The sequence below is a fragment of the Pseudomonas kielensis genome (assembly GCF_014236655.1).
Lineage (GTDB): Bacteria > Pseudomonadota > Gammaproteobacteria > Pseudomonadales > Pseudomonadaceae > Aquipseudomonas > Aquipseudomonas kielensis.
Genome location: NZ_JACMYG010000027.1, coordinates 34328 through 58749, shown reverse-complemented (window position 1 = coordinate 58749; position 24422 = coordinate 34328). Strand labels below are relative to the sequence as shown.

General features: G+C 61.0%; 25 protein-coding genes and 2 tRNA genes. 7 read left to right on the top strand and 20 right to left on the bottom strand.

Translation table 11 applies throughout. The features are described 5' to 3' along the window. Positions 1–25: 25 nt before the first annotated feature. Positions 26–102, bottom strand: a tRNA-Met gene (locus H7995_RS21660). A gap of 250 nt (positions 103–352) precedes the next feature. Here H7995_RS21660 and H7995_RS21655 point away from each other — a divergent pair. Then, on the top strand, positions 353–1570 hold the full coding sequence (locus H7995_RS21655; RefSeq protein WP_166589784.1) for an MFS transporter: 1218 nt from the start codon (positions 353–355) through the stop codon (positions 1568–1570). Between the two features lie 64 nt (positions 1571–1634). On the opposite strand, the gene ychF is transcribed toward H7995_RS21655, so the two are convergent. The 8 genes from ychF to H7995_RS21615 all read right to left on the bottom strand — a co-directional run bounded on the left by ychF (position 1635) and on the right by H7995_RS21615 (position 8548). Then, positions 1635–2735 (bottom strand): redox-regulated ATPase YchF, encoded by a 1101-nt coding sequence (gene ychF / locus H7995_RS21650; RefSeq protein ID WP_166589783.1) that lies wholly within the window; start codon positions 2733–2735, stop codon positions 1635–1637. 22 nt (positions 2736–2757) lie between these two features. Then, positions 2758–3342: an aminoacyl-tRNA hydrolase gene (pth, locus tag H7995_RS21645; protein ID WP_095169011.1), complete on the bottom strand. Its 585-nt coding sequence runs from the start codon at positions 3340–3342 to the stop codon at positions 2758–2760. A gap of 168 nt (positions 3343–3510) precedes the next feature. Continuing rightward, positions 3511–4110, bottom strand: a complete 600-nt coding sequence (locus H7995_RS21640) for a 50S ribosomal protein L25/general stress protein Ctc (RefSeq protein ID WP_166589782.1) — start codon at positions 4108–4110, stop codon at positions 3511–3513. A gap of 139 nt (positions 4111–4249) precedes the next feature. Then, on the bottom strand, positions 4250–5191 hold the full coding sequence (locus H7995_RS21635; protein WP_003171603.1) for a ribose-phosphate pyrophosphokinase: 942 nt from the start codon (positions 5189–5191) through the stop codon (positions 4250–4252). A gap of 46 nt (positions 5192–5237) precedes the next feature. Next, positions 5238–5312 (bottom strand) — tRNA-Gln (locus H7995_RS21630). Positions 5313–5348: 36 nt separating this feature from the next. Further along, positions 5349–6200, bottom strand: coding sequence for a 4-(cytidine 5'-diphospho)-2-C-methyl-D-erythritol kinase (ispE, locus tag H7995_RS21625; RefSeq protein ID WP_166589781.1), 852 nt, complete (start codon positions 6198–6200; stop codon positions 5349–5351). Position 6201: 1 nt separating this feature from the next. Beyond that, on the bottom strand, positions 6202–6819 hold the full coding sequence (lolB, locus tag H7995_RS21620; protein ID WP_166589780.1) for a lipoprotein insertase outer membrane protein LolB: 618 nt from the start codon (positions 6817–6819) through the stop codon (positions 6202–6204). Between the two features lie 4 nt (positions 6820–6823). Continuing rightward, a complete protein-coding gene (locus H7995_RS21615; protein WP_166589779.1) occupies positions 6824–8548 on the bottom strand; it encodes a tetratricopeptide repeat protein in 1725 nt (574 codons plus the stop codon). Between the two features lie 306 nt (positions 8549–8854). Here H7995_RS21615 and hemA point away from each other — a divergent pair, with 306 nt between their 5' ends. The 6 genes from hemA (at position 8855) to H7995_RS21585 (ending at position 14212) form a co-directional block, all read left to right on the top strand. Continuing rightward, positions 8855–10144 (top strand): glutamyl-tRNA reductase, encoded by a 1290-nt coding sequence (gene hemA / locus H7995_RS21610; protein ID WP_166589778.1) that lies wholly within the window; start codon positions 8855–8857, stop codon positions 10142–10144. Beyond that, positions 10141–11223 (top strand): peptide chain release factor 1, encoded by a 1083-nt coding sequence (prfA, locus tag H7995_RS21605; protein WP_166589777.1) that lies wholly within the window; start codon positions 10141–10143, stop codon positions 11221–11223. Before hemA ends, prfA begins: the two co-directional genes overlap by 4 nt. Further along, complete coding sequence (gene prmC / locus H7995_RS21600) at positions 11224–12054, top strand: peptide chain release factor N(5)-glutamine methyltransferase (RefSeq protein WP_185818824.1); 831 nt, start codon at positions 11224–11226, stop codon at positions 12052–12054. Next, positions 12048–12803 (top strand): molybdopterin-synthase adenylyltransferase MoeB, encoded by a 756-nt coding sequence (locus H7995_RS21595; RefSeq protein WP_166589775.1) that lies wholly within the window; start codon positions 12048–12050, stop codon positions 12801–12803. Before prmC ends, H7995_RS21595 begins: the two co-directional genes overlap by 7 nt. Beyond that, entirely contained in the window at positions 12796–13587 is a 792-nt protein-coding gene (gene murI / locus H7995_RS21590) for a glutamate racemase (protein ID WP_166589774.1), read from the top strand. Before H7995_RS21595 ends, murI begins: the two co-directional genes overlap by 8 nt. Before the next feature lie 106 nt (positions 13588–13693). Beyond that, positions 13694–14212, top strand: coding sequence for an acyloxyacyl hydrolase (locus H7995_RS21585; protein ID WP_166589773.1), 519 nt, complete (start codon positions 13694–13696; stop codon positions 14210–14212). A gap of 81 nt (positions 14213–14293) precedes the next feature. On the opposite strand, the gene H7995_RS21580 is transcribed toward H7995_RS21585, so the two are convergent. From H7995_RS21580 to H7995_RS21530, 11 genes are all read right to left on the bottom strand, one after another. Next, on the bottom strand, positions 14294–14599 hold the full coding sequence (locus tag H7995_RS21580; RefSeq protein ID WP_166589772.1) for a YkgJ family cysteine cluster protein: 306 nt from the start codon (positions 14597–14599) through the stop codon (positions 14294–14296). A 53-nt stretch (positions 14600–14652) separates the two neighbouring features. Next, entirely contained in the window at positions 14653–15144 is a 492-nt protein-coding gene (locus H7995_RS21575; protein WP_166589771.1) for a DUF2878 domain-containing protein, read from the bottom strand. Beyond that, complete coding sequence (locus tag H7995_RS21570) at positions 15137–16408, bottom strand: SAM-dependent methyltransferase (protein ID WP_166589770.1); 1272 nt, start codon at positions 16406–16408, stop codon at positions 15137–15139. Before H7995_RS21570 ends, H7995_RS21575 begins: the two co-directional genes overlap by 8 nt. Beyond that, on the bottom strand, positions 16395–17210 hold the full coding sequence (locus H7995_RS21565) for a DUF1365 domain-containing protein (protein ID WP_185818823.1): 816 nt from the start codon (positions 17208–17210) through the stop codon (positions 16395–16397). The genes H7995_RS21570 and H7995_RS21565 overlap by 14 nt, the downstream gene beginning before the upstream one ends. Further along, on the bottom strand, positions 17207–18451 hold the full coding sequence (locus H7995_RS21560; protein ID WP_185818822.1) for an FAD-dependent oxidoreductase: 1245 nt from the start codon (positions 18449–18451) through the stop codon (positions 17207–17209). The genes H7995_RS21565 and H7995_RS21560 overlap by 4 nt, the downstream gene beginning before the upstream one ends. Further along, positions 18448–19230 carry an SDR family NAD(P)-dependent oxidoreductase gene (locus H7995_RS21555; RefSeq protein WP_166589767.1) on the bottom strand — a complete coding sequence of 261 codons (783 nt, stop codon included), beginning with the start codon at positions 19228–19230 and terminating at the stop codon, positions 18448–18450. The genes H7995_RS21560 and H7995_RS21555 overlap by 4 nt, the downstream gene beginning before the upstream one ends. Beyond that, a complete protein-coding gene (locus H7995_RS21550) occupies positions 19227–19649 on the bottom strand; it encodes a nuclear transport factor 2 family protein (RefSeq protein ID WP_166589766.1) in 423 nt (140 codons plus the stop codon). Before H7995_RS21550 ends, H7995_RS21555 begins: the two co-directional genes overlap by 4 nt. Beyond that, positions 19642–21087, bottom strand: a complete 1446-nt coding sequence (gene phrB, locus H7995_RS21545) for a deoxyribodipyrimidine photo-lyase (protein ID WP_185818828.1) — start codon at positions 21085–21087, stop codon at positions 19642–19644. The genes H7995_RS21550 and phrB overlap by 8 nt, the downstream gene beginning before the upstream one ends. 20 nt (positions 21088–21107) lie before the next feature. Then, on the bottom strand, positions 21108–22046 hold the full coding sequence (locus H7995_RS21540; RefSeq protein WP_166589764.1) for a MerR family transcriptional regulator: 939 nt from the start codon (positions 22044–22046) through the stop codon (positions 21108–21110). Beyond that, the gene (locus H7995_RS21535) at positions 22047–23009 is read right to left on the bottom strand and encodes a YbgA family protein (protein WP_166589763.1); all 963 of its coding nucleotides are present in this window, start codon (positions 23007–23009) and stop codon (positions 22047–22049) included. It lies immediately after the preceding gene. 237 nt (positions 23010–23246) lie between these two features. Next, positions 23247–24233 (bottom strand): NAD(P)/FAD-dependent oxidoreductase, encoded by a 987-nt coding sequence (locus tag H7995_RS21530; RefSeq protein ID WP_185818821.1) that lies wholly within the window; start codon positions 24231–24233, stop codon positions 23247–23249. Positions 24234–24422 lie beyond the last annotated feature (189 nt).

The window sequence follows — 24422 nt, the reverse complement described above, 5'->3', positions numbered from 1 at the left end:
CTTGCGGTAAGCCGTTTTTAGTACTTGGTGGCTACACAGGGACTTGAACCCCGGACCCCAGCATTATGAATGCTATGCTCTAACCAACTGAGCTATGTAGCCAAGTGGCGCGCATTATTGGCTTGGAACGACGATGTGTCAAGCATAAATCTAAAATATTTCTCTACGCTTTCAACTGCTTATCCTCAGACTGCGGAAAAACCCCGGTTTTTTTGCTTTGCTCCCGGGCAAATCATCCCACCGATGGATTATTTAAAGTCGTTAGCAGGCTAAGGGGATGGCGTTGCCGCAGTGAAAAATGGCACATTGGCGCACCTGCACGTGCGCACCCCTCTGCTGTTTGGAAACTTTCATGGCAACCAGTACCCCTCAAGTGTCCGCTTGCGCGACACCCGCGAGCTCGCAAAGTAGCCCCTTGGTCATGCGCATCATCGGCGCGGTGGCGCTGGCGCATTTGATCAACGACCTGATCCAGGCGGTGCTGCCGTCGATCTATCCGATGCTCAAGGACAGCTACGGCCTGACGTTCACTCAAGTCGGCCTGATCACCTTGACCTTCCAGCTCACGGCCTCGCTGCTCCAGCCTTGGGTCGGCTACTACACCGACCGTCACCCCAAGCCTTATCTGCTGCCGATGGGCATGATCTGCACCCTGATCGGCATTCTGATGATGTCCCAGGTCGGCAGCTTTCCCTTGATCCTGCTGGCGGCAGGGTTGATCGGCATCGGCTCCTCGACCTTTCACCCGGAAGCCTCGCGGGTGGCACGTCTGGCATCCGGTGGACGTTTTGGCCTGGCGCAGTCGACCTTCCAGGTGGGTGGTAACGCCGGCTCGGCATTCGGCCCCTTGCTGGCGGCGGCGATCATCATTCCGTTCGGCCAGGGCAATGTGGCCTGGTTCGGCCTGTTCGCTGTGTTCGCCCTGCTGGTGCTGTACCGCATCAGCCGCTGGTACGCCAACCACTTGAGCCTGTTCAAGCTCAAGCAGGGCCAGGCGGCGACTCACGGGCTGTCGAAGGGCAGGGTGCTGAGTGCGTTGGTGGTGCTTGGCCTGCTGGTGTTCTCCAAGTACTTCTACATGTCCAGCCTGACCAGCTACTTCACGTTCTACCTGATCGAGAAGTTCGACCTGTCGGTGGCCAGCTCCCAGTTGCACCTGTTCCTGTTCCTGGGGGCGGTGGCGGCGGGGACCTTTTTCGGCGGGCCGATCGGCGACAAGATCGGCCGTAAGGCAGTGATCTGGTTCTCGATCCTGGGGGTGGCGCCGTTCACCTTGCTGCTGCCCCATGTCGACCTGTTCTGGACCAGCGTCCTGAGCGTGGTGATCGGCTTCATCCTGGCCTCGGCCTTCTCCGCCATCGTGGTCTATGCACAGGAACTGGTGCCGGGCAATGTCGGGATGATCGCTGGGGTGTTCTTCGGCCTGATGTTCGGATTTGGCGGAGTGGGGGCGGCGCTGCTGGGTTTCCTGGCGGACATCCACGGCATCGAGTACGTGTATTTCCTGTGCTCGTTCCTGCCGTTGCTTGGTGTGCTGGCGATCTTCCTGCCGCGCACCAAAAAGACCTGACGCCTTAAAGATCGCAGGCACAAAAAAGCCGCGTATCAAACGCGGCTTTTTTTCGGCGTGTGGCTTACACGTTGAAGCGGAAGTGCATCACGTCGCCGTCTTTGACGATGTAGTCCTTGCCTTCCAGGCGCCATTTACCGGCTTCCTTGGCACCGGCCTCACCCTTGAATTGGATGAAGTCGTTGTAGGCGATCACTTCGGCGCGGATAAAGCCTTTTTCGAAGTCGGTGTGGATCACGCCGGCCGCTTGCGGGGCGGTGGCGCCGACGCGTACGGTCCAGGCGCGGACTTCTTCAACACCGGCGGTGAAGTAGGTCTGCAGGTGCAGCATTTCGTAGCCCGCACGGATCACGCGGTTCAAGCCAGGCTCTTCCAGGCCCAGGGCCTCGAGGAACATGTCTTTCTCTTCGCCGTCATCGAGCTCGGCGATTTCCGCTTCGATCTTGTTGCACACCGGGACAACCATGGCGCCTTCTTCTTCGGCGATGGCCATCACCACGTCGAGCAGCGGGTTGTTCTCGAAGCCGTCTTCGGCCACGTTGGCGATGTACATCACCGGCTTGGTGGTCAGCAGGTGGAAGCCCTTGATCACCGCTTTTTCGTCGGTGCTCATGTTCTTCATCAGGCTGCGTGCCGGCTTGCCTTCGGTGAAGTGGGCGATCAGTTGCTCCAGCAGAGCCTTCTGGACCACGGCGTCCTTGTCACCACCCTTGGCGTTGCGCGCGACTTTCTGCAGTTGCTTCTCGCAGCTGTCGAGGTCGGCGAAGATCAGTTCCAGGTCGATGATCTCGATGTCGCGTTTCGGGTCGACGCTGTTGGAGACGTGAATCACGTTGTCGTCTTCAAAGCAGCGGACCACGTGGGCGATGGCATCGGTTTCGCGGATGTTGGCCAGGAATTTATTGCCCAGGCCTTCACCTTTCGAGGCGCCGGCGACCAGGCCAGCGATGTCGACGAATTCCATGGTGGTCGGCAGGATGCGCTTTGGATTGACGATGGCCGCCAGGGCGTCCAGGCGTGGATCCGGCATCGGCACGATACCGCTGTTCGGCTCGATGGTGCAGAAGGGGAAGTTCTCGGCCGCGATACCGGACTTGGTCAGGGCGTTGAACAGGGTGGACTTGCCGACGTTAGGCAGGCCGACGATGCCGCAATTGAATCCCATGGTGTTTCCCCTCGGGTAAAAGTCAGGCCTTCTGGCTGTGCAGGTTTTTCATCGCGCGGTTCCATTCTCCGGCGAGGATATCCGGCAGCACGCCGAGGGCAAAGTCGATGCTGGCATCGAGTTTTTCCTGTTCGGCGCGTGGCGCACGACCCAGGACGAAATTTGAAACCATACTGGCAACGCCCGGGTGGCCAATGCCAAGCCGCAGGCGGTAGAACGTGTTCTGATTGCCCAGTTGCGCGATGATGTCGCGCAACCCGTTGTGACCGCCATGGCCGCCGCCCTGCTTGAGCTTGGCAACGCCGGGTGGCAGGTCGAGTTCGTCATGCGCCACGAGAATTTCTTCAGGCTTGATGCGGAAGAAACCTGCAAGGGCCGCTACGGCCTGGCCGCTGCGGTTCATGTACGTGGTGGGAATCAGCAGACGAACATCCTGACCTTGATGCGAGTAGCGCCCGGTCAGGCCGAAATATTTGCGATCGGCGACAAGATTGACGCCTTGCGCGTGCGCGATGCGCTCAACAAAAAGGGCCCCTGCGTTATGCCGGGTCTGTTCGTATTCGGCGCCTGGATTTCCCAGGCCAACGATCAGTTTGATGGCAGTCACGTCAGGGGCCCTTCCTTGGAGTGGTTAATAACATCGCCGCCATGGAGATGTGCGGCGAAAGTGGACGAAAAGTGCTCATTTACCATGATGTAAACTCCGCGTTCCGCCCGCTTTCTCGCTACGTTCCAGCCCGCGATGTTACTCGGTCACTCCGACGTACAGAGTAATTTACTCTGCAGCGTCTTCTGCAGCTTCTGGAGCAACACGTGGAGCGTGAACGTTGGCAACAGCCAGGTCGTTACCGTGAGCCAGAGCAACAAATTCAACGCCTTTAGGAGCGCTGATGTCGGACAGGTGAATGATCGAGCCGACTTCGGCGTTAGCCAGGTCAACTTCGATGAATTCAGGCAGGTCTTTTGGCAGGCAGGAAACTTCGATTTCTGCAACAACGTGCGAGATCTCGCCGCCTTTCTTCACTGGAGCAGCTTCGTTGATGAAGTGCACAGGAACGATAGCGGTCAGTTTCTGACCAGCAACAACGCGTACGAAGTCAGCGTGCATCACGTGGCCTTTAGCCGGGTGACGTTGCAGAGCTTTGATGATTACGTTTTGCTTGGTGCCACCAACGTTCAGCTCGATGATGTGGCTGTAAGCCGCTTCGTTTTCGAGCAGTTTGGCAACTTCTTTGGCCAGCATGCTGATGGATTCAGGGGCTTTGTCGCCACCGTAAACTACAGCTGGAACCAGGCTTGCGAGACGACGCAGGCGGCGGCTCGCACCTTTCCCCAGGTCGGAACGCGCTTCAGCATTCAGAGTAAAATCGTTCATGTTGTATCTCCAAAATAACCACATTCGCCCCAGCGTTTGCGACCAGCGCTAAAGGCGATATGGGCAAAAAAGCCCCGCCCCGACAGGAATGCCGGGGCGGGGCGCTTTTCGTCATCGAGAAGTCCGAAGGGCAGGGCCCTTAACGGAACATCGCGCTGATCGATTCTTCATTGCTGATGCGGCGAACCGCTTCGGCAACAACCGGTGCGATATCCAGTTGACGGATACGTGCACAGGCTTGTGCTGCAGCGGACAGCGGGATGGTGTTGGTCACCACCAGCTCGTCCAGCACGGAATTTTCAATGTTCTCGATGGCCCGACCCGACAGCACAGGGTGTGTGCAGTAGGCAAAGACTTTGGCAGCGCCATGCTCTTTCAAGGCTTTAGCCGCGTGGCACAGGGTGCCGGCGGTATCGACCATGTCGTCAACCAGGATACAGGTACGCCCTTCGACATCACCGATGATATGCATCACTTCAGAGTGATTGGCTTTCTCACGGCGCTTGTCGATGATCCCGAGATCAACGCCCAGGGATTTGGCAACAGCACGTGCACGCACGACGCCGCCAATGTCCGGGGACACGATCATCAGGTTTTCGAAGCGTTGGTCTTCGATGTCATCCACCAATACAGGGGAGCCGTAGATGTTATCTACCGGAATATCGAAGAAGCCCTGGATCTGGTCAGCATGCAAATCAACCGTGAGAACACGATCGATGCCGACTACGGTAAGCATGTCAGCAACAACTTTCGCGCTGATAGCTACACGTGCGGAACGCGGACGGCGATCCTGACGGGCATAACCAAAGTAGGGGATCACCGCAGTGATTCGAGTGGCTGAGGAGCGGCGGAAGGCATCAGCCATCACTACCAGTTCCATCAGGTTATCGTTGGTCGGAGCGCAAGTCGGCTGAATAATGAAAACGTCTTTACCGCGGACATTTTCATTGATCTCGGCTGTAATTTCGCCGTCGGAAAACTTACCGACAGAGATGTCACCGAGAGGGATATGCAGCTGACGTACGACACGCCGAGCCAGATCGGGGTTAGCGTTCCCCGTAAAGACCATCATCTTGGACACGCGCAGTACCTGAAGGCTGAGGGTAACCTGGATGAGTATAGGAAAATGGCAGGGGCGGCTGGATTCGAACCAACGCATGGCAGGATCAAAACCTGCTGCCTTACCGCTTGGCGACGCCCCTGTATCTGTTGCAACGATTACCCAGTAATCGGTTCCTTTAGAGCAGACTTTGCAGCTTGCGATGCAACATCGAAACGTTGCTTCCCTTTGCTACAAACCCTGTAAGGGTCTCTGTAAGAAGGGCCGAGACTTTATCAGCTTCAGCTTTGCTTGGGAAGCCCCCAAACACACAACTTCCAGTGCCGGTAAGTTTTGCTTCGGTAAATTTACCTAACAAATTCAAAGCGTTACGTACCTCTGGATAACGCCTTGCTACTACCGGTAAGCAGTCATTTCGACTGTTTCCCTTGGGAACGGGGCGCACTTTAATGGCAGACGAGTTACGTGTCAACAAAGGATCGGAAAAAATTTCTGCTGTACTTACAGATACTTGCGGTACCAGCACGAGATACCAGGGTTCTTCGGGGTCCACGGGGGTCAGTTTCTCCCCCACGCCCTCGGCAAAAGCGGCATGACCGCGGACAAAAACCGGGACGTCCGCGCCGAGTGTCAGGCCCAGTGCGGCCAGGCGATCTTCATCCCAGCCCAGTTGCCAGAGGTGGTTGAGGCCCAGCAGGGTGGTGGCCGCATTCGAACTGCCGCCACCGATTCCGCCACCCATGGGCAGGACTTTGTCGATCCAGATATCAATGCCCAGCGTCGATCCTGATTGCGCCTGGAGTTTTTTGGCGGCCTTGACGATCAGGTTGCTGTCATGGGGCACGCCTTCGAACTCGGTGTGCAACCGGATGATGCCGTCATCGCGTACGGCAAAGGTGATTTCATCGCCGTAGTCGAGAAATTGAAACAGGGTTTGCAGTTCGTGGTAACCGTCTTCGCGGCGACCAAGAATGTGCAGCATCAAATTGAGTTTTGCCGGCGAAGGCAATGTCAGGCGAGCGGCAGGCATGTCATTGCCCCAATTTGCGTGGTTGCCAGGCCTTGATCACCAGCGTGACATCAAGGTTGGCGCCGTGCAGCTTGATGCGCTCGGGCAGCCAATACCCGTTTTGCTGGGTATAAGCACTGTATTGGACCTGCCAGCCGTCCTGCTCGAGGCTGGCCAGGCGACTGTCTGCATCCAGGGTCAGGCGGCTCTTGCTGCTGGGGGCTGGCAGTCCACGAACCCACCAGGCCAGGTTGGAGACCGGCAGTTTCCAGCCCATCTGTTCTTCGAGCAGGGTTTCCGGGCTCGCGGCGCTGTAGCGGCCCTGATTGGCGACTTCCAGGCTGACGTCGCCGGGGCGCCCGGTCAGGCGTGCGGCCCCACGACCCAGCGGTCCGGACAGGCGGATATCGTAGTAGTCCTGGCGTTGCAGCCAGAACAGGGTGCCGCTGCCCGAGTCTTTCGGGGCGCGAATGCCGATCTTGCCGTCGATCTGCCAGCCATCGAGGGCGGTCATTTGCTGTTTGTGCTCGCGCCATGACGCGGGGTCGCCGTGACCCTCGACCGATTCGCGGGCACCAAAACCGGCGCAGCCGGCGAGCAGGGCAATGAAGCTGAAAACGATGATGTGGCGCAAAAACATGATTTTAAAGAGTCTCGGATCCGGTCAGGCGCTTGATGGTGCTGCGCAGGATAGGGCTGTCAGGCTGTTCCTTGAGGAACTTGGCCCAGATTTGTTTGGCCTCGCGCTGTTTGCCCTTGGCCCACAGGACTTCACCCAGGTGCGCGGCGACTTCCTGGTCGGGGAAGCGCTCCAGGGCCTGGCGCAGATAACGCTCGGCTTCGTCGAGGTTGCCCAGGCGGAAATTAACCCAGCCGAGGCTGTCGAGGACGGCCGGGTCTTCCGGGCTCAACTGGTGTGCCTGCTCGATCAGCGTCTTGGCTTCGTCGTAGCGGGTCGTACGGTCCGACAAGGTATAACCCAGGGCGTTCAATGCCATGGCGTTGTCCGGATCGCGCTTGATGATTTGTCGCAGGTCACGCTCCATCTGCGCCAGGTCGTTGCGTTTTTCCGCCTGCATGGCACGGGTGTAGAGCAGGTTGAGGTCGTCCGGGTACTGCTTCAAGGCTTTATCGAGCACGCTCCAGGCGCGGTCTTCGTGCTTGTTGGCAGCCAGGGTCTCGACTTCGATCAGGTACAGCTGGATCGCGTAGTCCGGTTGCTCGTCACGCTCCTTGGCCAGGCGGTTCTGGGCTTCGACGCTACGGCCGTTCTCCATGAGGATATCGGCCTGGCGAAGTTGGGCCGGCAAGTACTCGCTGCCCGGCGTGACCTGGGCATATTCGATCAGGGCGCCTTGTGGGTCGCTGCGTTCTTCGGCAATGCGCCCCAGGTTCAGGTGCGCGGAGTCGACGTGGCTGTCCCGGGCAATCAGGTCTTCCAGGTAACCCTTGGCCTCTTCCCAGGCCTTGGCTTCCAGGCATACCAGAGCCAGGGAATAGCGCAGTTCATCGTCATCCGGGTACTGCTGGACCAGGCTGGAAAACTCGGTCTTGGCGTCATCCATGCGGTCCTGTTCCACCAGCAGGCGGGCATAGGTCAGGCGCAGGCGCTTGTCGTCCGGGTACTGGCGGATGCTTTTTTCCAGCAGCGGCAGTGCTTCATCGCCCCGGTTGAGGCTCTGCAGCAAGCGCGCACGCAGCAGGATCGGCGCCACTTCGCCGGCTTCCGGCGGGTTTTTCTCCAGCAGGCTCAACGCCCCCTGGGAGTCGCCATTCTGTTGCAGCAGCAGGGCCTTGCCGAAAATCAGCTGGCCGTTGTTCGGGTGGCGCTGCAATAAACGGTCGAAACTGTTCATCAGGCCGTCGCGGGTGTCCTGGTCGGTGTCAGCGGCCGACAGGGCGAGAAAGTCGAAATGGGTGTCGCCCTGGCCCTGCAGGACTTTCTCCATGTAGACCATCGAGTCGTCGTAACGGCCGCTGCGCGCCAGTTGGATGGCGGCGGCGCGTTGTGCCTCGAGGTCCTCTGGGGCATTTCTGGCCCAGATCAGTGCGCTATCGAGTGCAGCCTGGTCAGCCCCCAGGTATTCGGCAATGCGAAAGGCCCGCTCGGAAATGCCCGGGTCCTGGGTGTTGATGGCCTGGGTCACGTAGTTGTCCAGGGCAATGTCGTAACGATTGCGCTGGCCAGCCAGTTCGGCGCTCAACAGGCTGAAGATCGTCTCTTCGCTGAAGGAGCTGTAAACCTTGGGCTTTTCAGGGGCTGCTGTGCTGTCTGCGACCGGCGGCGTGCCGTCCGTCGAAACGGGCGCCAAGGCCTGGCAGCCGCTGAGGAAGACAAAAGCGAGGAGCAACGCGGAAGATCTATTCATATAGGAAGAGGACGACTAACCTGCGGTCGGATCATCATGACACAAGCCTTCGGCCAAACATAACCGGGGCGCTCTTTATCTGTTTATGCAGGGGCGGGCGCCCGCTTGCGGCTGGCTCGCGATGGCCGTCAACGATGAAGCGGACACCCCGGATAAGCGCGATGCCCTTGAGCTTTTCGCGAGCAAGCTCACCCCTGCAGGGCGCCTTTAATGGCACAGGGTAGTAGGACAATAGTTAACGGTGGTTGTTCTCGCTCTGTCGAAGTAGGACAATTGTCGGCTTCTCGACATCATCAGCGATCTTGAATGGCCTTCCTTGCACTCGGTATTAACCATAAGACTGCTTCCGTAGACGTCCGCGAGCGCGTGGCCTTTACGCCGGAGCAGCTGGTTGAGGCCTTGCAGCAGCTCTGCCGACTCACCGACAGCCGCGAAGCTGCGATCCTCTCCACCTGCAATCGCAGCGAGCTCTATATAGAACAGGATCAGCTGAGTGCCGATACCGTGCTGCGCTGGCTGGCCGATTATCACCATTTGAGCCTCGAAGAGCTGCGCGCGAGTGCTTATGTGCATGAAGATGATGCGGCAGTTCGTCACATGATGCGGGTCGCCTCCGGGCTCGATTCCCTGGTCCTGGGGGAGCCGCAGATCCTCGGACAGATGAAATCGGCCTACGCCGTGGCGCGTGAGGCCGGCACCGTCGGCCCATTGCTCGGGCGGCTGTTCCAGGCCACGTTCAACGCCGCCAAGCAGGTGCGCACCGACACGGCCATCGGCGAGAACCCGGTGTCGGTGGCGTTTGCCGCCGTCAGCCTGGCCAAACAGATTTTCAGCGATCTGCAACGCAGCCAGGCGTTGTTGATCGGCGCCGGCGAGACCATCACCCTGGTCGCCCGCCATTTGCACGAGCTGGGGGTCAAGCGCATCGTGGTCGCCAACCGCACCCTGGAGCGCGCCAGCCTGTTGGCCGAACAGTTCGGCGCCCACGCGGTGCTACTCTCGGACATCCCGGCGGAACTGGTGCGCAGCGATATCGTGATCAGTTCCACCGCCAGCCAGTTGCCGATCCTGGGCAAGGGCGCCGTGGAAAGCGCCTTGAAACTGCGCAAGCACAAACCGATATTCATGGTCGATATTGCCGTACCGCGGGATATCGAGCCGGAAGTGGGTGAGCTGGACGACGTGTACCTGTACAGCGTCGACGATCTGCATGAAGTGGTCGCCGAGAACCTCAAGAGTCGCCAGGGTGCAGCCCAGGCGGCGGAAGAGCTGGTGGCAATCGGCGCCGACGACTTCATGGTGCGCCTGCGTGAACTGGCCGCAGTCGATGTGCTCAAGGCCTATCGTCAACAGAGCGAACGCCTGCGTGATGAAGAATTGCAAAAGGCCCAGCGCCTGCTGGCCAATGGCAGCAGCGCCGAGGACGTGCTGGTGCAACTGGCCCGTGGCCTGACCAACAAACTGCTGCACGCGCCCAGCGTGCAGTTGAAAAAGCTGACTGCCGAAGGCCGCCTCGATGCGCTGGCCATGGCCCAGGAACTCTTTGCCCTCGGTGAGGGCGCGTCGGATAGCTCTTCGGATAAAAAACCGCAATGAAAGCGTCACTGCTCAATAAGCTGGACATCCTCCAGGACCGTTTCGAGGAACTGACCGCCTTGCTTGGCGATGGCGAAGTCATTTCCGATCAGAACAAGTTCCGCACCTATTCCAAGGAATACGCGGAAGTCGAGCCGATTGTCGCCACCTATAAACAGTTACTCAAGGTCCAGGGCGACCTCGAAGGGGCCCAGGCCCTGCTCAAGGACAGCGACCCGGACATGCGCGAAATGGCCGTGGAAGAAGTCCGCGAGGCCAAGGAACAACTGCTCGAGCTGGAAGCCAGCCTGCAGCGCATGCTGCTGCCCAAGGACCCGAATGACGGGCGCAACGTGTTCCTCGAGATTCGCGCCGGCACCGGTGGCGACGAGGCGGCGATTTTTTCCGGCGACCTGTTCCGCATGTACTCGCGTTACGCCGAGCGGCGTGGCTGGCGGGTCGAGATCCTGTCGGAGAACATCGGCGAACACGGTGGTTATAAAGAAGTCATCGCCCGGGTCGAAGGCGACAATGTCTACGGCAAGCTGAAGTTCGAATCCGGCGCGCATCGCGTGCAACGGGTCCCGGCCACCGAATCCCAGGGCCGGATCCACACCTCGGCCTGCACCGTGGCGGTACTGCCGGAGCCGGACGAGCAGGAAGCGATCGAGATCAACCCGGCGGATTTGCGGGTCGACACCTACCGCTCTTCCGGTGCGGGCGGCCAGCACGTGAACAAGACCGACTCGGCCATTCGTATCACCCACTTGCCATCCGGCATCGTGGTCGAATGCCAGGAAGAACGTTCGCAGCACAAAAACCGAGCGCGGGCGATGTCCTGGCTGTCGGCCAAGTTGAACGACCAGCAGACCAGTGCGGCGGCCAATGCCATCGCCAGCGAACGCAAACTGCTGGTGGGTTCGGGTGATCGCTCCGAGCGGATCCGCACCTACAACTTCGCCCAGGGCCGGGTCACCGACCACCGGGTCAACCTGACCCTGTACTCCCTCGATGAAATCCTCGCCGGTGGCGTTGATGCCGTGATCGAGCCCCTGCTGGCCGAATATCAGGCGGACCAACTGGCGGCGATAGGTGAATAAATGACCATCATTGCCAGTTTGTTGCGCGCCGCCGACCTGCCTGACTCGCCTACCGCGCGCCTGGATGCCGAGTTGCTGCTGGCCGCTGCCCTAGGCAAATCCCGCAGCTTCCTGCACACCTGGCCCGAGCGCATCGTGCCCAGTGATGCCGCGCTGACCTTCGCCGACTACTTGCAGCGTCGTCGCGGCGGTGAGCCGGTGGCTTACATCCTCGGGCAACAGGGCTTCTGGAAGCTGGACCTGGAGGTCGCACCGCATACGCTGATCCCACGTCCGGACACCGAGTTGCTGGTGGAAACCGCCCTCGAACTGTTGCCGTCGACACCGGCCAAGGTGCTCGACCTGGGCACCGGCAGCGGAGCGATCGCCCTGGCCCTGGCCAGCGAGCGTCCGGCCTGGCAGGTGACGGCGGTGGACCGCGTGCTTGAAGCCGTGGCCCTGGCCGAGCGCAATCGCCAGCGCCTGCATTTGCATAACGTCACGGTGCTCAGCAGTCACTGGTTCGATGCCCTCAAGGACCATCGCTACACGCTGATCATCAGCAACCCACCCTACATTGCCGCCGCCGACCCGCACCTGGTTGCCGGCGACGTGCGCTTCGAACCGGCCAGTGCGCTGGTGGCCGGGACCGACGGCCTGGATGATTTGCGGGTGATCATTACCCAGGCGCCGCAGCACCTGGAAGCCGGTGGCTGGTTGATGCTCGAACACGGCTACGATCAAGCGCAGGCCGTACGCGATCTGCTGCTGGCCCAGGGGTTCGTAGAGGTCCACAGCCGCATGGACCTTGGCGGCCACCAACGCATCAGCCTGGGGCGCCTGCCGTGCTGAACGATCAGGAGCTGTTGCGCTATAGCCGGCAGATTCTGTTGCAACACGTCGACATCGACGGCCAGTTGCGACTCAAGCAAAGCCGCGCGCTGATTGTCGGCCTCGGTGGCTTGGGCGCGCCGGTGGCGTTGTACCTGGCGGCGGCGGGCGTGGGGGAATTGCACCTGGCGGATTTCGACACCGTCGACTTGACCAACCTGCAGCGCCAGATCATCCACGACACCGACAGCGTTGGCATGAGCAAGGTTGATTCGGCGATCCGTCGCCTGAGTGCGATCAATCCCGAGATCCAGCTGGTTGCCCATCGCACCGCACTGGATGTCGACTCGTTGGCGGCGGCAGTGGCGGCGGTCGACCTGGTACTCGACTGTTGCGACAACTTTGCCACCCGCGAAGCGGTGAACGCCGCCTGCGTGGCAGCGGGCAAACCCCTGGTCAGCGGCGCGGCGATTCGCCTGGAAGGGCAGTTGTCGGTGTTCGACCCGCGTCGCGCCGAAAGCCCCTGCTACCACTGCCTGTACGGGCACGGCAGCGAAGCCGAACTGACCTGCAGCGAAGCCGGCGTGGTCGGTCCCCTGGTGGGCCTGGTCGGCAGCCTGCAAGCCCTTGAAGCGTTGAAACTGCTGGTGGGTTTTGGTGAGCCGCTGGTGGGGCGGTTGTTGTTGATCGATGCCCTCGGCACGCGGTTCCGGGAGCTGCGGGTCAAGCGTGATCCGGGTTGCAGCGTCTGTGGTGCCAAACATGCGTGAGGCGCCCATCGGCGTGTTCGATTCCGGCGTCGGCGGGTTGTCGGTGCTGGCGGAGATCCACCGGCTGCTGCCCAATGAGTCGCTGTTGTACGTGGCCGATTGCGGCAACATTCCCTACGGCGAGAAGTCCCCGGCGTTCATCCGCCAACGCTGCGCGGTGATGGCCGATTTTCTCCAGGCCCAGGGCGCCAAGGCCATGGTCGTGGCGTGCAACACGGCTACCGTGGCCGGTGTGGCGGACTTGCGTCGCGACTACCCGTCGTGGCCCATCGTCGGCATGGAGCCTGCGGTGAAGCCGGCAGCGGCCGCGACCCGCAGCGGTGTGGTCGGCGTGCTGGCGACCACCGGAACCTTGCAGAGCGCCAAGTTCGCCGCCTTGCTCGACCGCTTCGCCACCGACGTGCGGGTTGTCACCCAGCCGTGCCCGGGCCTGGTGGAGTTGATCGAAGCCGGTGACTTGCAGAGCCCGACGCTGCGCCAGTTACTGGGCAGCTACCTGCAGCCCCTGCTGGACGCAGGCTGCGACACGATTATTCTCGGCTGCACCCATTACCCCTTCCTCAAGCCGATCCTGGCGCAAATGCTCCCTGCCGACATCAGCCTGATCGACACCGGCGCTGCCGTTGCCCGGCAGACCCAGCGCCTGCTCGCTGAGCGTCAATTGCTCGCGGACGGTCCCGCCCGACCCGCGCAGTTCTGGACCAGCGCCAGCCCCGAACACCTAAGAAATATCCTGCCGCTGCTCTGGCATAACGGTGGCGTTGTGCAAAGCTTCAATCAGTAGACAGGCTGAAATTCAGCTGAACTTCTGCGTGGGGGCAAGCTTCTATTACTGCGTCTTTTGAGCAAACAAACCTAAAACAATCGTTCGCATAAAAAGGATGTTTCCTATGAAGCGAGTGTTCTGTCTGGCTGCGCTTGCGGCCGTATTGTTGGGGCATGGTTACAGCGCACAAGCGGCGGGTATCGAGTTTTCAGTCGGGCAAACCAGTGACTCGACCATGACTTACCGCCTGGGGCTGCAGTCTGAATGGGACAAAAGCTGGTGGCAGAGCGAAGTGGGGCGTTTGACGGGCTACTGGGACGGGGCCTACACCTTCTGGGACGGTGACAAGACGGCAAGCAACCACAGCCTGTCGTTCTCGCCGGTGCTGGTGTATGAATTCGCCGGGGAATCGGTCAGGCCTTATCTGGAAGTGGGGGTTGGGGTGGCGGTTTTTGCCCACACCGAAGTGGAGGACAACAAACTCGGCTCGGCCTTCCAGTTCGAGGACCGCTTCGGCGCCGGCCTGCGTTTTGCGGGTGGACATGAAGTGGGGATACGCGCCATCCATTACTCCAACGCCGGGATCAGCAGCCCGAATGACGGTGTCGAGAGTTACGCGTTGCATTACACCATGGCGTTGTAGGATCAAGCGCATCGCTGGCAGGCCAGTGCCTGCGACGTCACAGAGCGCCCTGTGGGGGCTGGTTTGCCAGCGAAGTCGGACTCACCGATACGCCGTCGCAATCCCCCGGCGCTCTTCAATGCACTCTGGCGCCCCCATCTCGAACTCCCGGCATATCAACGGGCGTTTTTCGTAGATGGTGCACATCATCGTGTCGCGATCCAGCGCCGCGCACCAGCCGTCATCCAGGCGCAGCATGACTTCCCCACCCCAATCGTCGGTGTCGATAAAGCGATCAGGCACGCCTGTGTCGGTGATCAGCATCACTTCGAGCTGGCAGCAGCAGGCCGCGCAGGTCGAGCAGGTGGCCGCCGGGTCGATGATTTCGGTGAGGGGAATGGTGTTCATGGGCGCCAGTGTAAGGCAGCTGACTGCGGCTGTGTGAAAGTGCTGACGGACGCTCAGTGGGGCAGGCGCCGGGCCATCAGGTGGAGCAAGGGAAACAACAACGCCCATAGCACCGCGAACCCGATCAGCGTTGGCCACACTCCCATCGGAAACTGTACGCCGGCCAACTGCCCGCCTGCGTAGTACGACAGCGGTCCACCCACAGCGCCGGTGACACTGGCCAGCCACCAGGGGCGGGCGCTCCAGCGCAGGCAATGACGCAGGGTCGTGGCCAGCAAAGCCCACAGCATGATCAGCCACAGCGGAATCAACGCCGCGGCGTGCTGGAACTCCATTACGCCCAGGCCCCGCAACGAACTGTCCACCGCAATACCCAGCACCACCACCCAGAGTATCAGTCGGCTGTCCTGGCCTGGGCGACTTATCCACAGGTGGTGAATCAACAACACAGCCACCGGGATTAGTAGCCAGAGGCTATCCCCTCCGAGTACACACGCGAACCAGCCGAGCTGAAACAGCACGGCATTGGCCAGGCGCTCAAGCATCGAAGCGTCCGAGCAGCGGTTGTGGCATGGCCGCGGGTTTGGCCAGAAGCAGTTGCGCGGTGCCGATGGTGCGTTCCAGAAAGCCACCTTCGCAGTAGCACAGGTAGAACTCCCAGAGGCGCAGGAAGTATTCGTCGTAGCCCAATTCGCTCAAGCGGCCATGGGCGCGGCGAAAATTCTCATGCCACAAACGCAGGGTTCGCGCGTAGTGCAGGCCGAAGTCTTCCATGTGCAACAGGTTCATGTCGGTATCGCGGCTGACGATTTCCAGCATCTTTTGTACACAGGGCAGGGCACCGCCGGGGAAGATATAGCGCTGGATGAAGTCCACCCCATTCCTGGCCTGCTCGTAACGTTGCTCGCGAATGGTGATGGCTTGCAACAGCATCAGGCCGTTGCTTTTGAGTAGATGGGCGCATTGTTTGAAATAGGTCGGCAGGAAGCGATGGCCTACCGCTTCAATCATCTCGATCGACACCAGTTTGTCGTACTGCCCTGTGAGGTCGCGATAGTCCTTGAGCAACAGCGTGACCTGAGCGTGCAGCCCAAGCGCCTCAATGCGTTGCGCGGTGAAATCGTACTGCTCTTTGGACAGGGTGGTGGTCGTTACCTGACAGCCATAATGCTGCGCCGCGTACAGCGCCATGCTGCCCCAGCCGGTGCCGATCTCCAGCAGGTGATCGCTGGCCTTGAGGTCGAGCTTCTGGCAAATGCGTTCGAGTTTGTTGAGCTGCGCCTGCTCGAGGCTGTCGTCGGCGCTGCGAAACTGGGCGGCCGAATACATCATGGTCGGGTCGAGAAACTGTTCGAACAATTCGTTGCCCAGGTCGTAGTGGGCAGCAATGTTTTTTTGCGAACCCTTGCGCGTGTTGCGATTGAGCCAGTGCAGGGCGCGAACCAGAGGCCGACCGAGTCTCGCCAGCCCACCCTCCAGTGCGTCGAGCACCTCAAGGTTACTGACGAAGACGCGCACCACGGCGGTCAGGTCCGGGGAGCTCCAGTAGCCATGGATAAACGCTTCGCCCGCACCAATCGAACCATTGCTGGCCACCAGGCCCCAGGCTGCCGCATCAAGGATGTGGATCTCTCCCAGCAGCGGGCTGCCCGCACTGCCAAACAGATGCCGCTCGCCCTCTTCGATGACCAGCAGTTGGCCGTTTTTCAGGTGCGCCAATTGCCGCAATACGCCACGGCGCAACAGTGAGCCGCTCAACCCGTGCGTACTGAGCAGGTTGGCCTTGGCCGAAATACTAGGAGATTTCATGACGGCGATCCTTGGGGGGAACAATTGCGCTTTGAAAGCTGCCGTCGGCAGCCTGATGAGCAAAAATCGGTGTGCGTTTGAGCAACAGGCGAAAGGCTTGCCAGTAAATCGCCAGGCAGGTTTTCGCCGTCATCCACGGGAAGCGCCGCAGGTAGCGGTGCAGGCTGTGGCGATCCAGGGCTTCGCGTTGCAGATTGAGCGTGGCGTCGAACAGTTTCAGTTCGCCCTGCCAGTCGGCCATGTGCACGCCGAGCTTGTGTGCGGCGGGGCTGAAACTCATGCGGTATTCCAGATCGCGCGGCAGAAACGGTGAGACATGAAAGGCCTTGGCCACGGCAAAGTGCTGGTGCCTGTCGTTCGAATCAATCGTGGCCCTGGCCGGTAACACGTAGTGATAGTGCTCGCCCCAGGGCGTATTGGTGACCTCACACAGAATCGCCGCCAGTTGGCCGTCGGTCTCATGGCAGTAGAAGAAGCTCACCGGGTTGAACGACAGCCCCCAACTGCGTGCCTGGGTCAGCAGGCAGATCGAGCCCTGGGGGGCGTGGCCGATGACAAGGGCGACCTGCTGTCGTACCGCGTCGATCAGTGGCATGCCCTTGCCGGTATAGGCCTTCAGGTAATCGCTTTGACGAAAAGAGAAAGGCGCGAAACGGCTGCTGCCGGCCAATGGAGACAGGCCAAGCACGGCGTCCTGTTCATCGAGGTCCAGGTACAGCAGGCCGATCCGGTAGCGGAACGCATGATGTTTAGGGGCAAACCGCCGGTGGCTGATCCAGCCGCTGTAAAGGGCGCTGTTCATAGCCGTTCGCCCAGCGAGCGGGCGACGCGCAAGGCGCTGACCACCCCGTCCTCATGAAAGCCGTTGGCCCAGTAGGCGCCGCAATACCAGGTGTGCTGCGCACCGTCGAGTTCTTCCCAGCGTGCTTGCGCGGCCACCGCCGCGAGGCTGTATTGAGGGTGGGCGTAGGTGTATTGGGCCAGCACTTTGAGCGGGTCGATCTGCGCGCGCTGATTGAGGCTGACACACAGCGTCGCGTCGCTTTGCAGGCCTTGCAGGATGTTCATGTTGTAGGTGACGGCGGCCTGTTGGCCGCGCGCGCCCAGGCGAAAATTCCAGCTGGCCCAGGTCAGTTTTCGATCGGGCAGCAAGCGGGTGTCCGTGTGCAGCACGACGTCGTTTTCTGCATAGGGCAGGGCGCCAAGAATCGACTGCTCCACGCTACTCGGCTTGGCCAGCAGTTGCAGCGCCTGGTCGCTGTGGCAGGCGAATATCACCTTGTCGTAACGCTCGATGCCGGCCTTGCTGTGGACGGTCACGCCGTGTTCATCGCGCTCGACCCGGTGCACAGGGCAGTTGAGGCGGATCCGCTCGGAAAAGGAGGCCGTCAGAGGGGCGATGTAGGCACTGGAGCCGCCTTCGATCACCTGCCATTGCGGACGATTGCTGACGGACAGCAAGCCGTGGTTCTTGAAAAAGCGTACGAACAATTGCAGCGGGAAATTCAGCATGTCGTCCAGCGACATTGACCAGATCGCTGCGCCCATCGGCACGATGTAATGCTCAGTGAAGCGCTTGCCATAGCCGTTGCTGCGCAAGTAGTCACCGAGGGTGGTGTGTTCTGCGATCCGTTGTTCGGCCAGGTCGCGCTGGGCTTCGCGGTTGAAGCGCAGAATGTCGCGCAGCATGCCCCAGAACCCCGGCGACAGCAGATTGCTGCGCTGGCTGAAAAGGCTGTTGAGGGTGTTGCCGTTGTACTCCAGCCCACTGTCGGGGTCGCGCACCGAGAAGCTCATTTCGGTGGGCTTGAAGCGCACGCCGAGCTCTCCCAGCAAGCGGATGAAATGGGGGTAGGTCCAGTCATTGAACACGATGAAACCGGTGTCCACCGCATGACGCTGGCCGTTGACGGTGACTTGCACCGTGTGGGTATGGCCGCCGATCCAGTCGCTGGCCTCGAATAGCGTGATCTCGTGCGAGCGGTTCAGCAGGTAAGCGCTGGTCAGCCCCGAGATGCCACTGCCGATGATGGCTATTTTCACGGCTGATCCTTGATCGGTGGGGAGCTTCTGACCATGCGTTTGCCGATCGCCAGTTGCACCCGCCCAGGCAGCTTCGACAGCGGCCACAGCACGGCCATGAACAAGGCCGGGAAGGCGATCTCCAGGGGGCGCTTTTTGAGTTTTTCAACGATGTAGCGGGCCGCCTTGTCGGCAGGCCAACTCAGAGGCATGGGGAAATCGTTTTTTTCCGTCAGCGGGGTTTCAATAAAGCCGGGGCTGATCACGGTGACCTCGATGCCCTCGGGGGCCAGGTCGATGCGCAAGGATTCGAACAGGTAGCGCAGGCCGGCTTTGGATGCACCATAGGCTTCGGCGCGCGGCAGCGGCAAGTACGTCACCGAGCTGGCAATGCCCACCAGGTGAGGTTCGGTGCCGGCGCGCAACAGCGGCAAGGCGGCCTCGATGCAATAGCTGCTGGCGAGCAGGTTGGTGCGCACCACATGCTCGATGATCGAGGCATCGAACTGCTTGGCGTCAACGTACTCACAGGTGCCGGCATTGAGGATGACGGTGTCCAGCGAGCCCCAGTCGTGTTGGATCTTCTTGCCGATCTCGCGCACAGTCTGGCTGTTGGTCAAGTCTCCGGGGACCACCAGCACTTGCCCCGGATAACGCTGGGCCAAGGCTTTGAGCGGCGCCACCGTGCGGGCACTGACCGCCAGGTGCATGCCGGCCTTGAGCAGTTGTTCGGCCAACGCCGCACCAATGCCACTGCTGGCGCCGGTCAACCAGTATCGTCGCGGGGTCACATGACTCATCCCATTCTCCCTTTCAGCCAACCGATGGCTCGGCCCATTACGGGTAGGTGTTCATACAGCAAGGCCCCGGCATCGAAATAATCCCGGTGGCGGTAGACCCGGTCGCGCCAAAGCAGGAACGAGCAGCCCTCGACTTCGATCAATTGCCCACCTGCCAGGCGCGGGTGGCGATAGCTCATGGTCCAGCGCAGATAGCCCCGGCCTTCAGCCACTTGATCAAAGTCATGAAAGTCGAAGTGCAAGTGGCTGACGTTGGCGTAGAGCTGGGCGAAGTAGTGGTGCAGTGGGCCGAGCCCCTGCACGTTGTGCAGCGGGTCGGTGAAGTGCACGTCTTCGCTGTACAGCTCGTCGAGGCGTTGCAGGTTGTCTTTGTCCAGTGCCGCGAACTCGCGGGCAAAGCGCTGCAGGAAGTCACTCATGCTGGGCTCCGGCTTCCTGGCGTGGGGGCAGGTTCTTGAACGCTGCCAGCGCACGCTCGCGCGATTGGCCGAGGTTGACGATCGGCGGCGGATAATCCGCCACGCCAAACAACCCGCCCATGGCGGCCGGGTTGTGGATCTCTTTTTTGTTCAGCCCGGCCAGTTCCGGCAGCCAGTGCCGGAGGAATACGCCTTCGCTGTCGAACTTTTCCGACTGGCTCAACGGGTTGAAGATCCGGAAGTAAGGCGCCGAATCGGTGCCGGTGGAGGCGCTCCATTGCCAGCCGCCGTTGTTGGCGGCCAGGTCGCCGTCGATCAGGTGGCGCATGAAAAAGCGTTCGCCTTCGCGCCAGTCGATCAACAGGTTTTTGGTCAGGAACATGGCCACCACCATCCGCAGGCGGTTGTGCATCCAGCCGGTTTCCAGCAACTGGCGCATGGCGGCGTCGATGATCGGCAGGCCCGTGCGCGCCTCCTTCCAGGCGGCCAACTCGTCGGGCGCATCACGCCAGGCCAGGGCCTCGGTTTCCGGGCGGAAGGCGCGATGCCGGGAGACACGGGGATAGCCGACCAGAATGTGTTTGTAGAACTCGCGCCATAGCAGCTCGTTGATCCAGGTCACCGCGCCGACACTGCCGCTTTCGAACTCGCCCTGATTGGCTTGCAGCGCCGCATGCAGGCACTGGCGGGGCGAAAGCACCCCGGCTGCCAGATAGGCCGACAGCTGACTGGTGCCGGGTTTGGCCGGCAGGTCGCGTTCGTCCTTGTAGTAGTTGATCTGGGCGTCGGTGAAGTGCTCCAGGCGTCGCTGCGCCTCGTCCTCACCGGCCGGCCAGAGTGCTCGAAGCGGTTCGCCTGGGGGCGTGAAACCCTCCACCTGCTCGGGGACCGGGTCGCTGTCGATGCCCGTCGGCGCCTGCATCCCGGGTGCCGCGATCAATCGGGGCAGAGCACCGTGCAGGCGGGCGTAGCAAACTTTGCGAAACTGGCTGAAGACCTGGAAGTAGCCACCGGTCTTGGTCAGTACGCTGCCAGGCTGGAACAGCAACTGATCCAGATAGCGATGCAGGGGGATGCCGTGGGCGTCGAGGGCCTGTTGGACGGCGGCATCCCGGCGGGTTTCATGAACGCCGTATTCTTCGTTGGCGTGAACCGCTTCGATGTTCAGTTCGTTGCACAGGTGTGCCAGCACTCGGGGTGCATCGTCCCAATCCGGGGCGCTGCGGATCAGCAGTGGGATGTTCAGCGCGGCCAGTGCCTGGCTCAGTTCGCGCAGGTTGCGCAGCCAGAAATCCACTTTGCAGGGGGCGTCGTCATGGGCCAGCCATTGCCCGGGGCTCAAGAGATACACCGCGACGCTCGGGCCGCGGTTGGCTGCGGCGCTCATGGCCGTGTTGTCATGCACACGCAGGTCGCTGCGCAGCCAGATCAATTGCAGGTTCGCTTGCACGCTGGGCATCAGATCAGTCCTCGCTGAATCAACACCTGGTGAGCCGACAGGGGGTCATCGGCCAGCAATAGGTCAGCGATCTCGGTGGTGATTTCGGACAACTCGGCGTGGTGGATAGATACCGTTGGACCGGCAATGAGTGTTGGGCAACTGACATTGTTCAGCAGCTTCATCAACTGTTTCAGATTGCTGGTTTTGCTCGAATACAGCAGCACCGCACGCGCTTGCAGGTGTTCGACCGCCAGGGCCAGTTCACCGACCGGCAGAGGCCAGTCGAACACTTCCACCGGGCAATCGACGCTGCTGATCAGCCAGGCACAGAGCCACAGGTGGGGTTCGAGCGGCAGGTCGGAGTGATTGACCAGGAGCAACGGGGCGCCACGCAGCTGGCGGTTGTTGTGGTAGATCCGCGCACCGAATTTGCTGCGCAGCCAGCTGTAGAAAAACGAGCGCTCCATCTGGGCGCCGAATTGTCCTTGCCAGCGTTGTTCGAGCTCTGCCAGCAACGGCATCAGCAGTTGCTCACACAAGGTCCGTGGCGGATACAGGGCCATGGCCTGGTTGAACAGGTCATCAACCTGGCGCTCGGCCAGGCTGCAGATGGCCTGGGTCAGGTTCTGCCGCAGGACCTGCCAGTCATTTTCCACCGGCGAGCTGAAGGCCTGGGGCGTGTCCAGCAGTTGCTTGACCTGACTCACCGCCACACCGCGATTGAGCCAGGTCAGGATGTCGTGTATGCGCTGCACATGCTCGGCCGAGAACAGCCGATGGCCCTTGGGGGTGCGCTGCGGCACGATCAGCCCGTAACGACGCTCCCAGGCGCGCAGGGTGACGGCGTTGACGCCGGTCACGCGGGCGACTTCACGGATCGGCAGCCAGCCTTCCTCCAGCGCCTGCTGGTAGTCGGTGTCTGGTTCATGGGCGTGATTGGCACTGGGCATGTTCATTCAAATCGCATTTCTGAGGCTGAGGTTTTCCGGGTGCGGCTGCAGGTAGACCTGTTGCGCGATGTACGGATCGGGATGGTGACGCAGGTGATGCTTGAGCAAGGTCAGCGGGACCACCAGCGGCACGACGCCGAGGCGGTATTGGCCGATCACGTGCTGGACTTCCTGTTTGTCCTCGACGCTCAGGGTCTGCTTGAAATAGCCGCTCAGGTGTTGCAGTACATTGCTGTGGGTCCCGCGGGTGGCGCATTGCTTGAGGGCCGCCATCAATTGGCTGAAATAACGCGGGCCGAGTTCTGCGGGGTCGCTTTGGCCCATGTTGCCCAGCAGCTTGCCCAGGGCCTTGTATTGCAGTGGGTTGTGGGCCATCAGCAGGTACTTGTAGCGTGCGTGGAAGTCGGTCAGGCCGCGGCGACTGAGGCCCTGTTGCAGCAAATCCTGCCAGGCGGCATAGGCGAAAACGCGGGTCAGGAAGTTCTCGCGCAGCACCGGATCGTTGAGCCGACCATCTTCTTCCACTGGCAGGTCCGGGTGGCGGGCACAAAACGCCTCGGCATAGATACCCCGGCCGCCACCGTCCTGTGGGCTGCCGTTGGCGTGATAGACCTTGACCCGCTCCAGGCCGCAGGAGGGGGATTTTTGCATGAAGATGTAACCGCACAGGTCCGTCAGTTCAGCGGCCATGCGCTGGCCGTAGTCGGCCAGCGGTTGGGTTGCGTCAAGTTGCGGGTTGACGGTGCCGACGGCGCGAGGGTGTCGCAGGTCGCCGACCAGGCGAATGGGCTCGCGTGGGATGCCCAGGCCGATGGCGACTTCGGGGCACACCGGGACAAACTCGAAATATTGGCTGAGGGTGCGACTGCAGAGCTGGGATTGTTTATGCCCACCGTTGTAGCGCACTTCGTCGCCCAGCAGGCAGGCACTGATGGCGATTTTCGGTTTGTGCGGGGATTCGCTGGACATCGGCAGACCTCGGATTAAAACCTGTACAAGCGTCACTCGCTGTACAACATGTTTTGATCATAGGTCGTAAGGTGTACAAGTCAATTATTTTGTATAGGTTTTCACGTCGATTGTTCCGGTAGCAGCTGTCGAGCCCACGAGGCTGCGTTAACGGCCGCAGGACGTTCATTGGACTTGGCAATGCCGGGGGCGCTGCGCAACCTAACGCAGGCTTCGCCAGCGGCTACAAGGAGGCGGCTACTGCAGGTGTTCGTGCAAGCGGCGGGCGGCTTCCTGGCCACTCAACCAGGCGCCTTCGACCCGGCCCGACAGGCACCAGTCGCCGCACACATACAAGCCCAGGTCGGCATCCGCCAGCACCCCCCATTCGTGACTGCTGGCAGGGCGCGCATACAGCCAGCGATGCGCCAGGCTGAAGGTCGGGGCAGGCATGGCGCTGTGCAGCAGTTCGGCAAAGGCGCCGTGCAGTTGTTCGATCACCGCCTCCTTGGACAGGTCGATGTGTTGCCGGCTCCAACTGCTGGTGGCGTGCAGCACCCAGGTGTCCAGGTTGTTATCGCGCCCCGGCTTGCTGCGGTTGCGGGCCAGCCAGTCGAGCGGGCTGTCCTGCACGAAGCAGCCTTCCATCGCGGTATCCAGCGGTGTATCGAATGCCAGGGCGACGGCCCAGGTCGGGTCCATTTTCACCCCGGCGGCGACCCCGGCGAGTTTCGGTGCGGAGGCCAGCAGGGCGGTTGCCTGCGGGGCGGGCGTGGCGATTACCACATGGCTGAAGGGGCCGTGGGTGAAGCCTTCGGCATCCTGCAGGTGCCAGTGCTGTTCACCTCGATAGACCTCGGTGATGCGGCAGGCGAAGTGCACCTCCAGGTCGCCAATCAGGGCGCGGGTAATGGCGCTCATGCGCGGCGTGCCGACCCAGCGGGTCTGCTCGTCCGGCGAGGGGCTGAGCTGGCCGCCCTGGAAGTTGTAGAGCTGTGGCGTCCACTCGGCGACCCAGCCATTGGCCTGCCAGCGCTGCACTTCAGTGACAAAGCGCCGATCACGGGCGGTGAAATACTGCGCCCCCAAGTCGAGTGCGCCGGCGTCGCTGCGTTTGCTCGACATGCGCCCACCGCTGCCACGGCTTTTATCGAACAGTTGCACGACGTAGCCGGTCTCTTGCAGAGCCTGGGCGGCGGAAAGTCCGGCGATGCCGGTGCCGATAATTGCGATGGGTAGAGTCATAGGGGCCTCGTTTACCTTTCTCTACAGGCTACGCTTAGGGTTAAACCTGTACAATTATATTTTTTGGTATAACTTTCAGCGTTCTCGTTCTGATAGCTTGGCCTATGGTTAATCACAGAGCCTGCCCGATCCGAAACATCCCTGCTTATAAAAATAGACTAGTGATCGAGGTAAAACGCCACGCGAGGA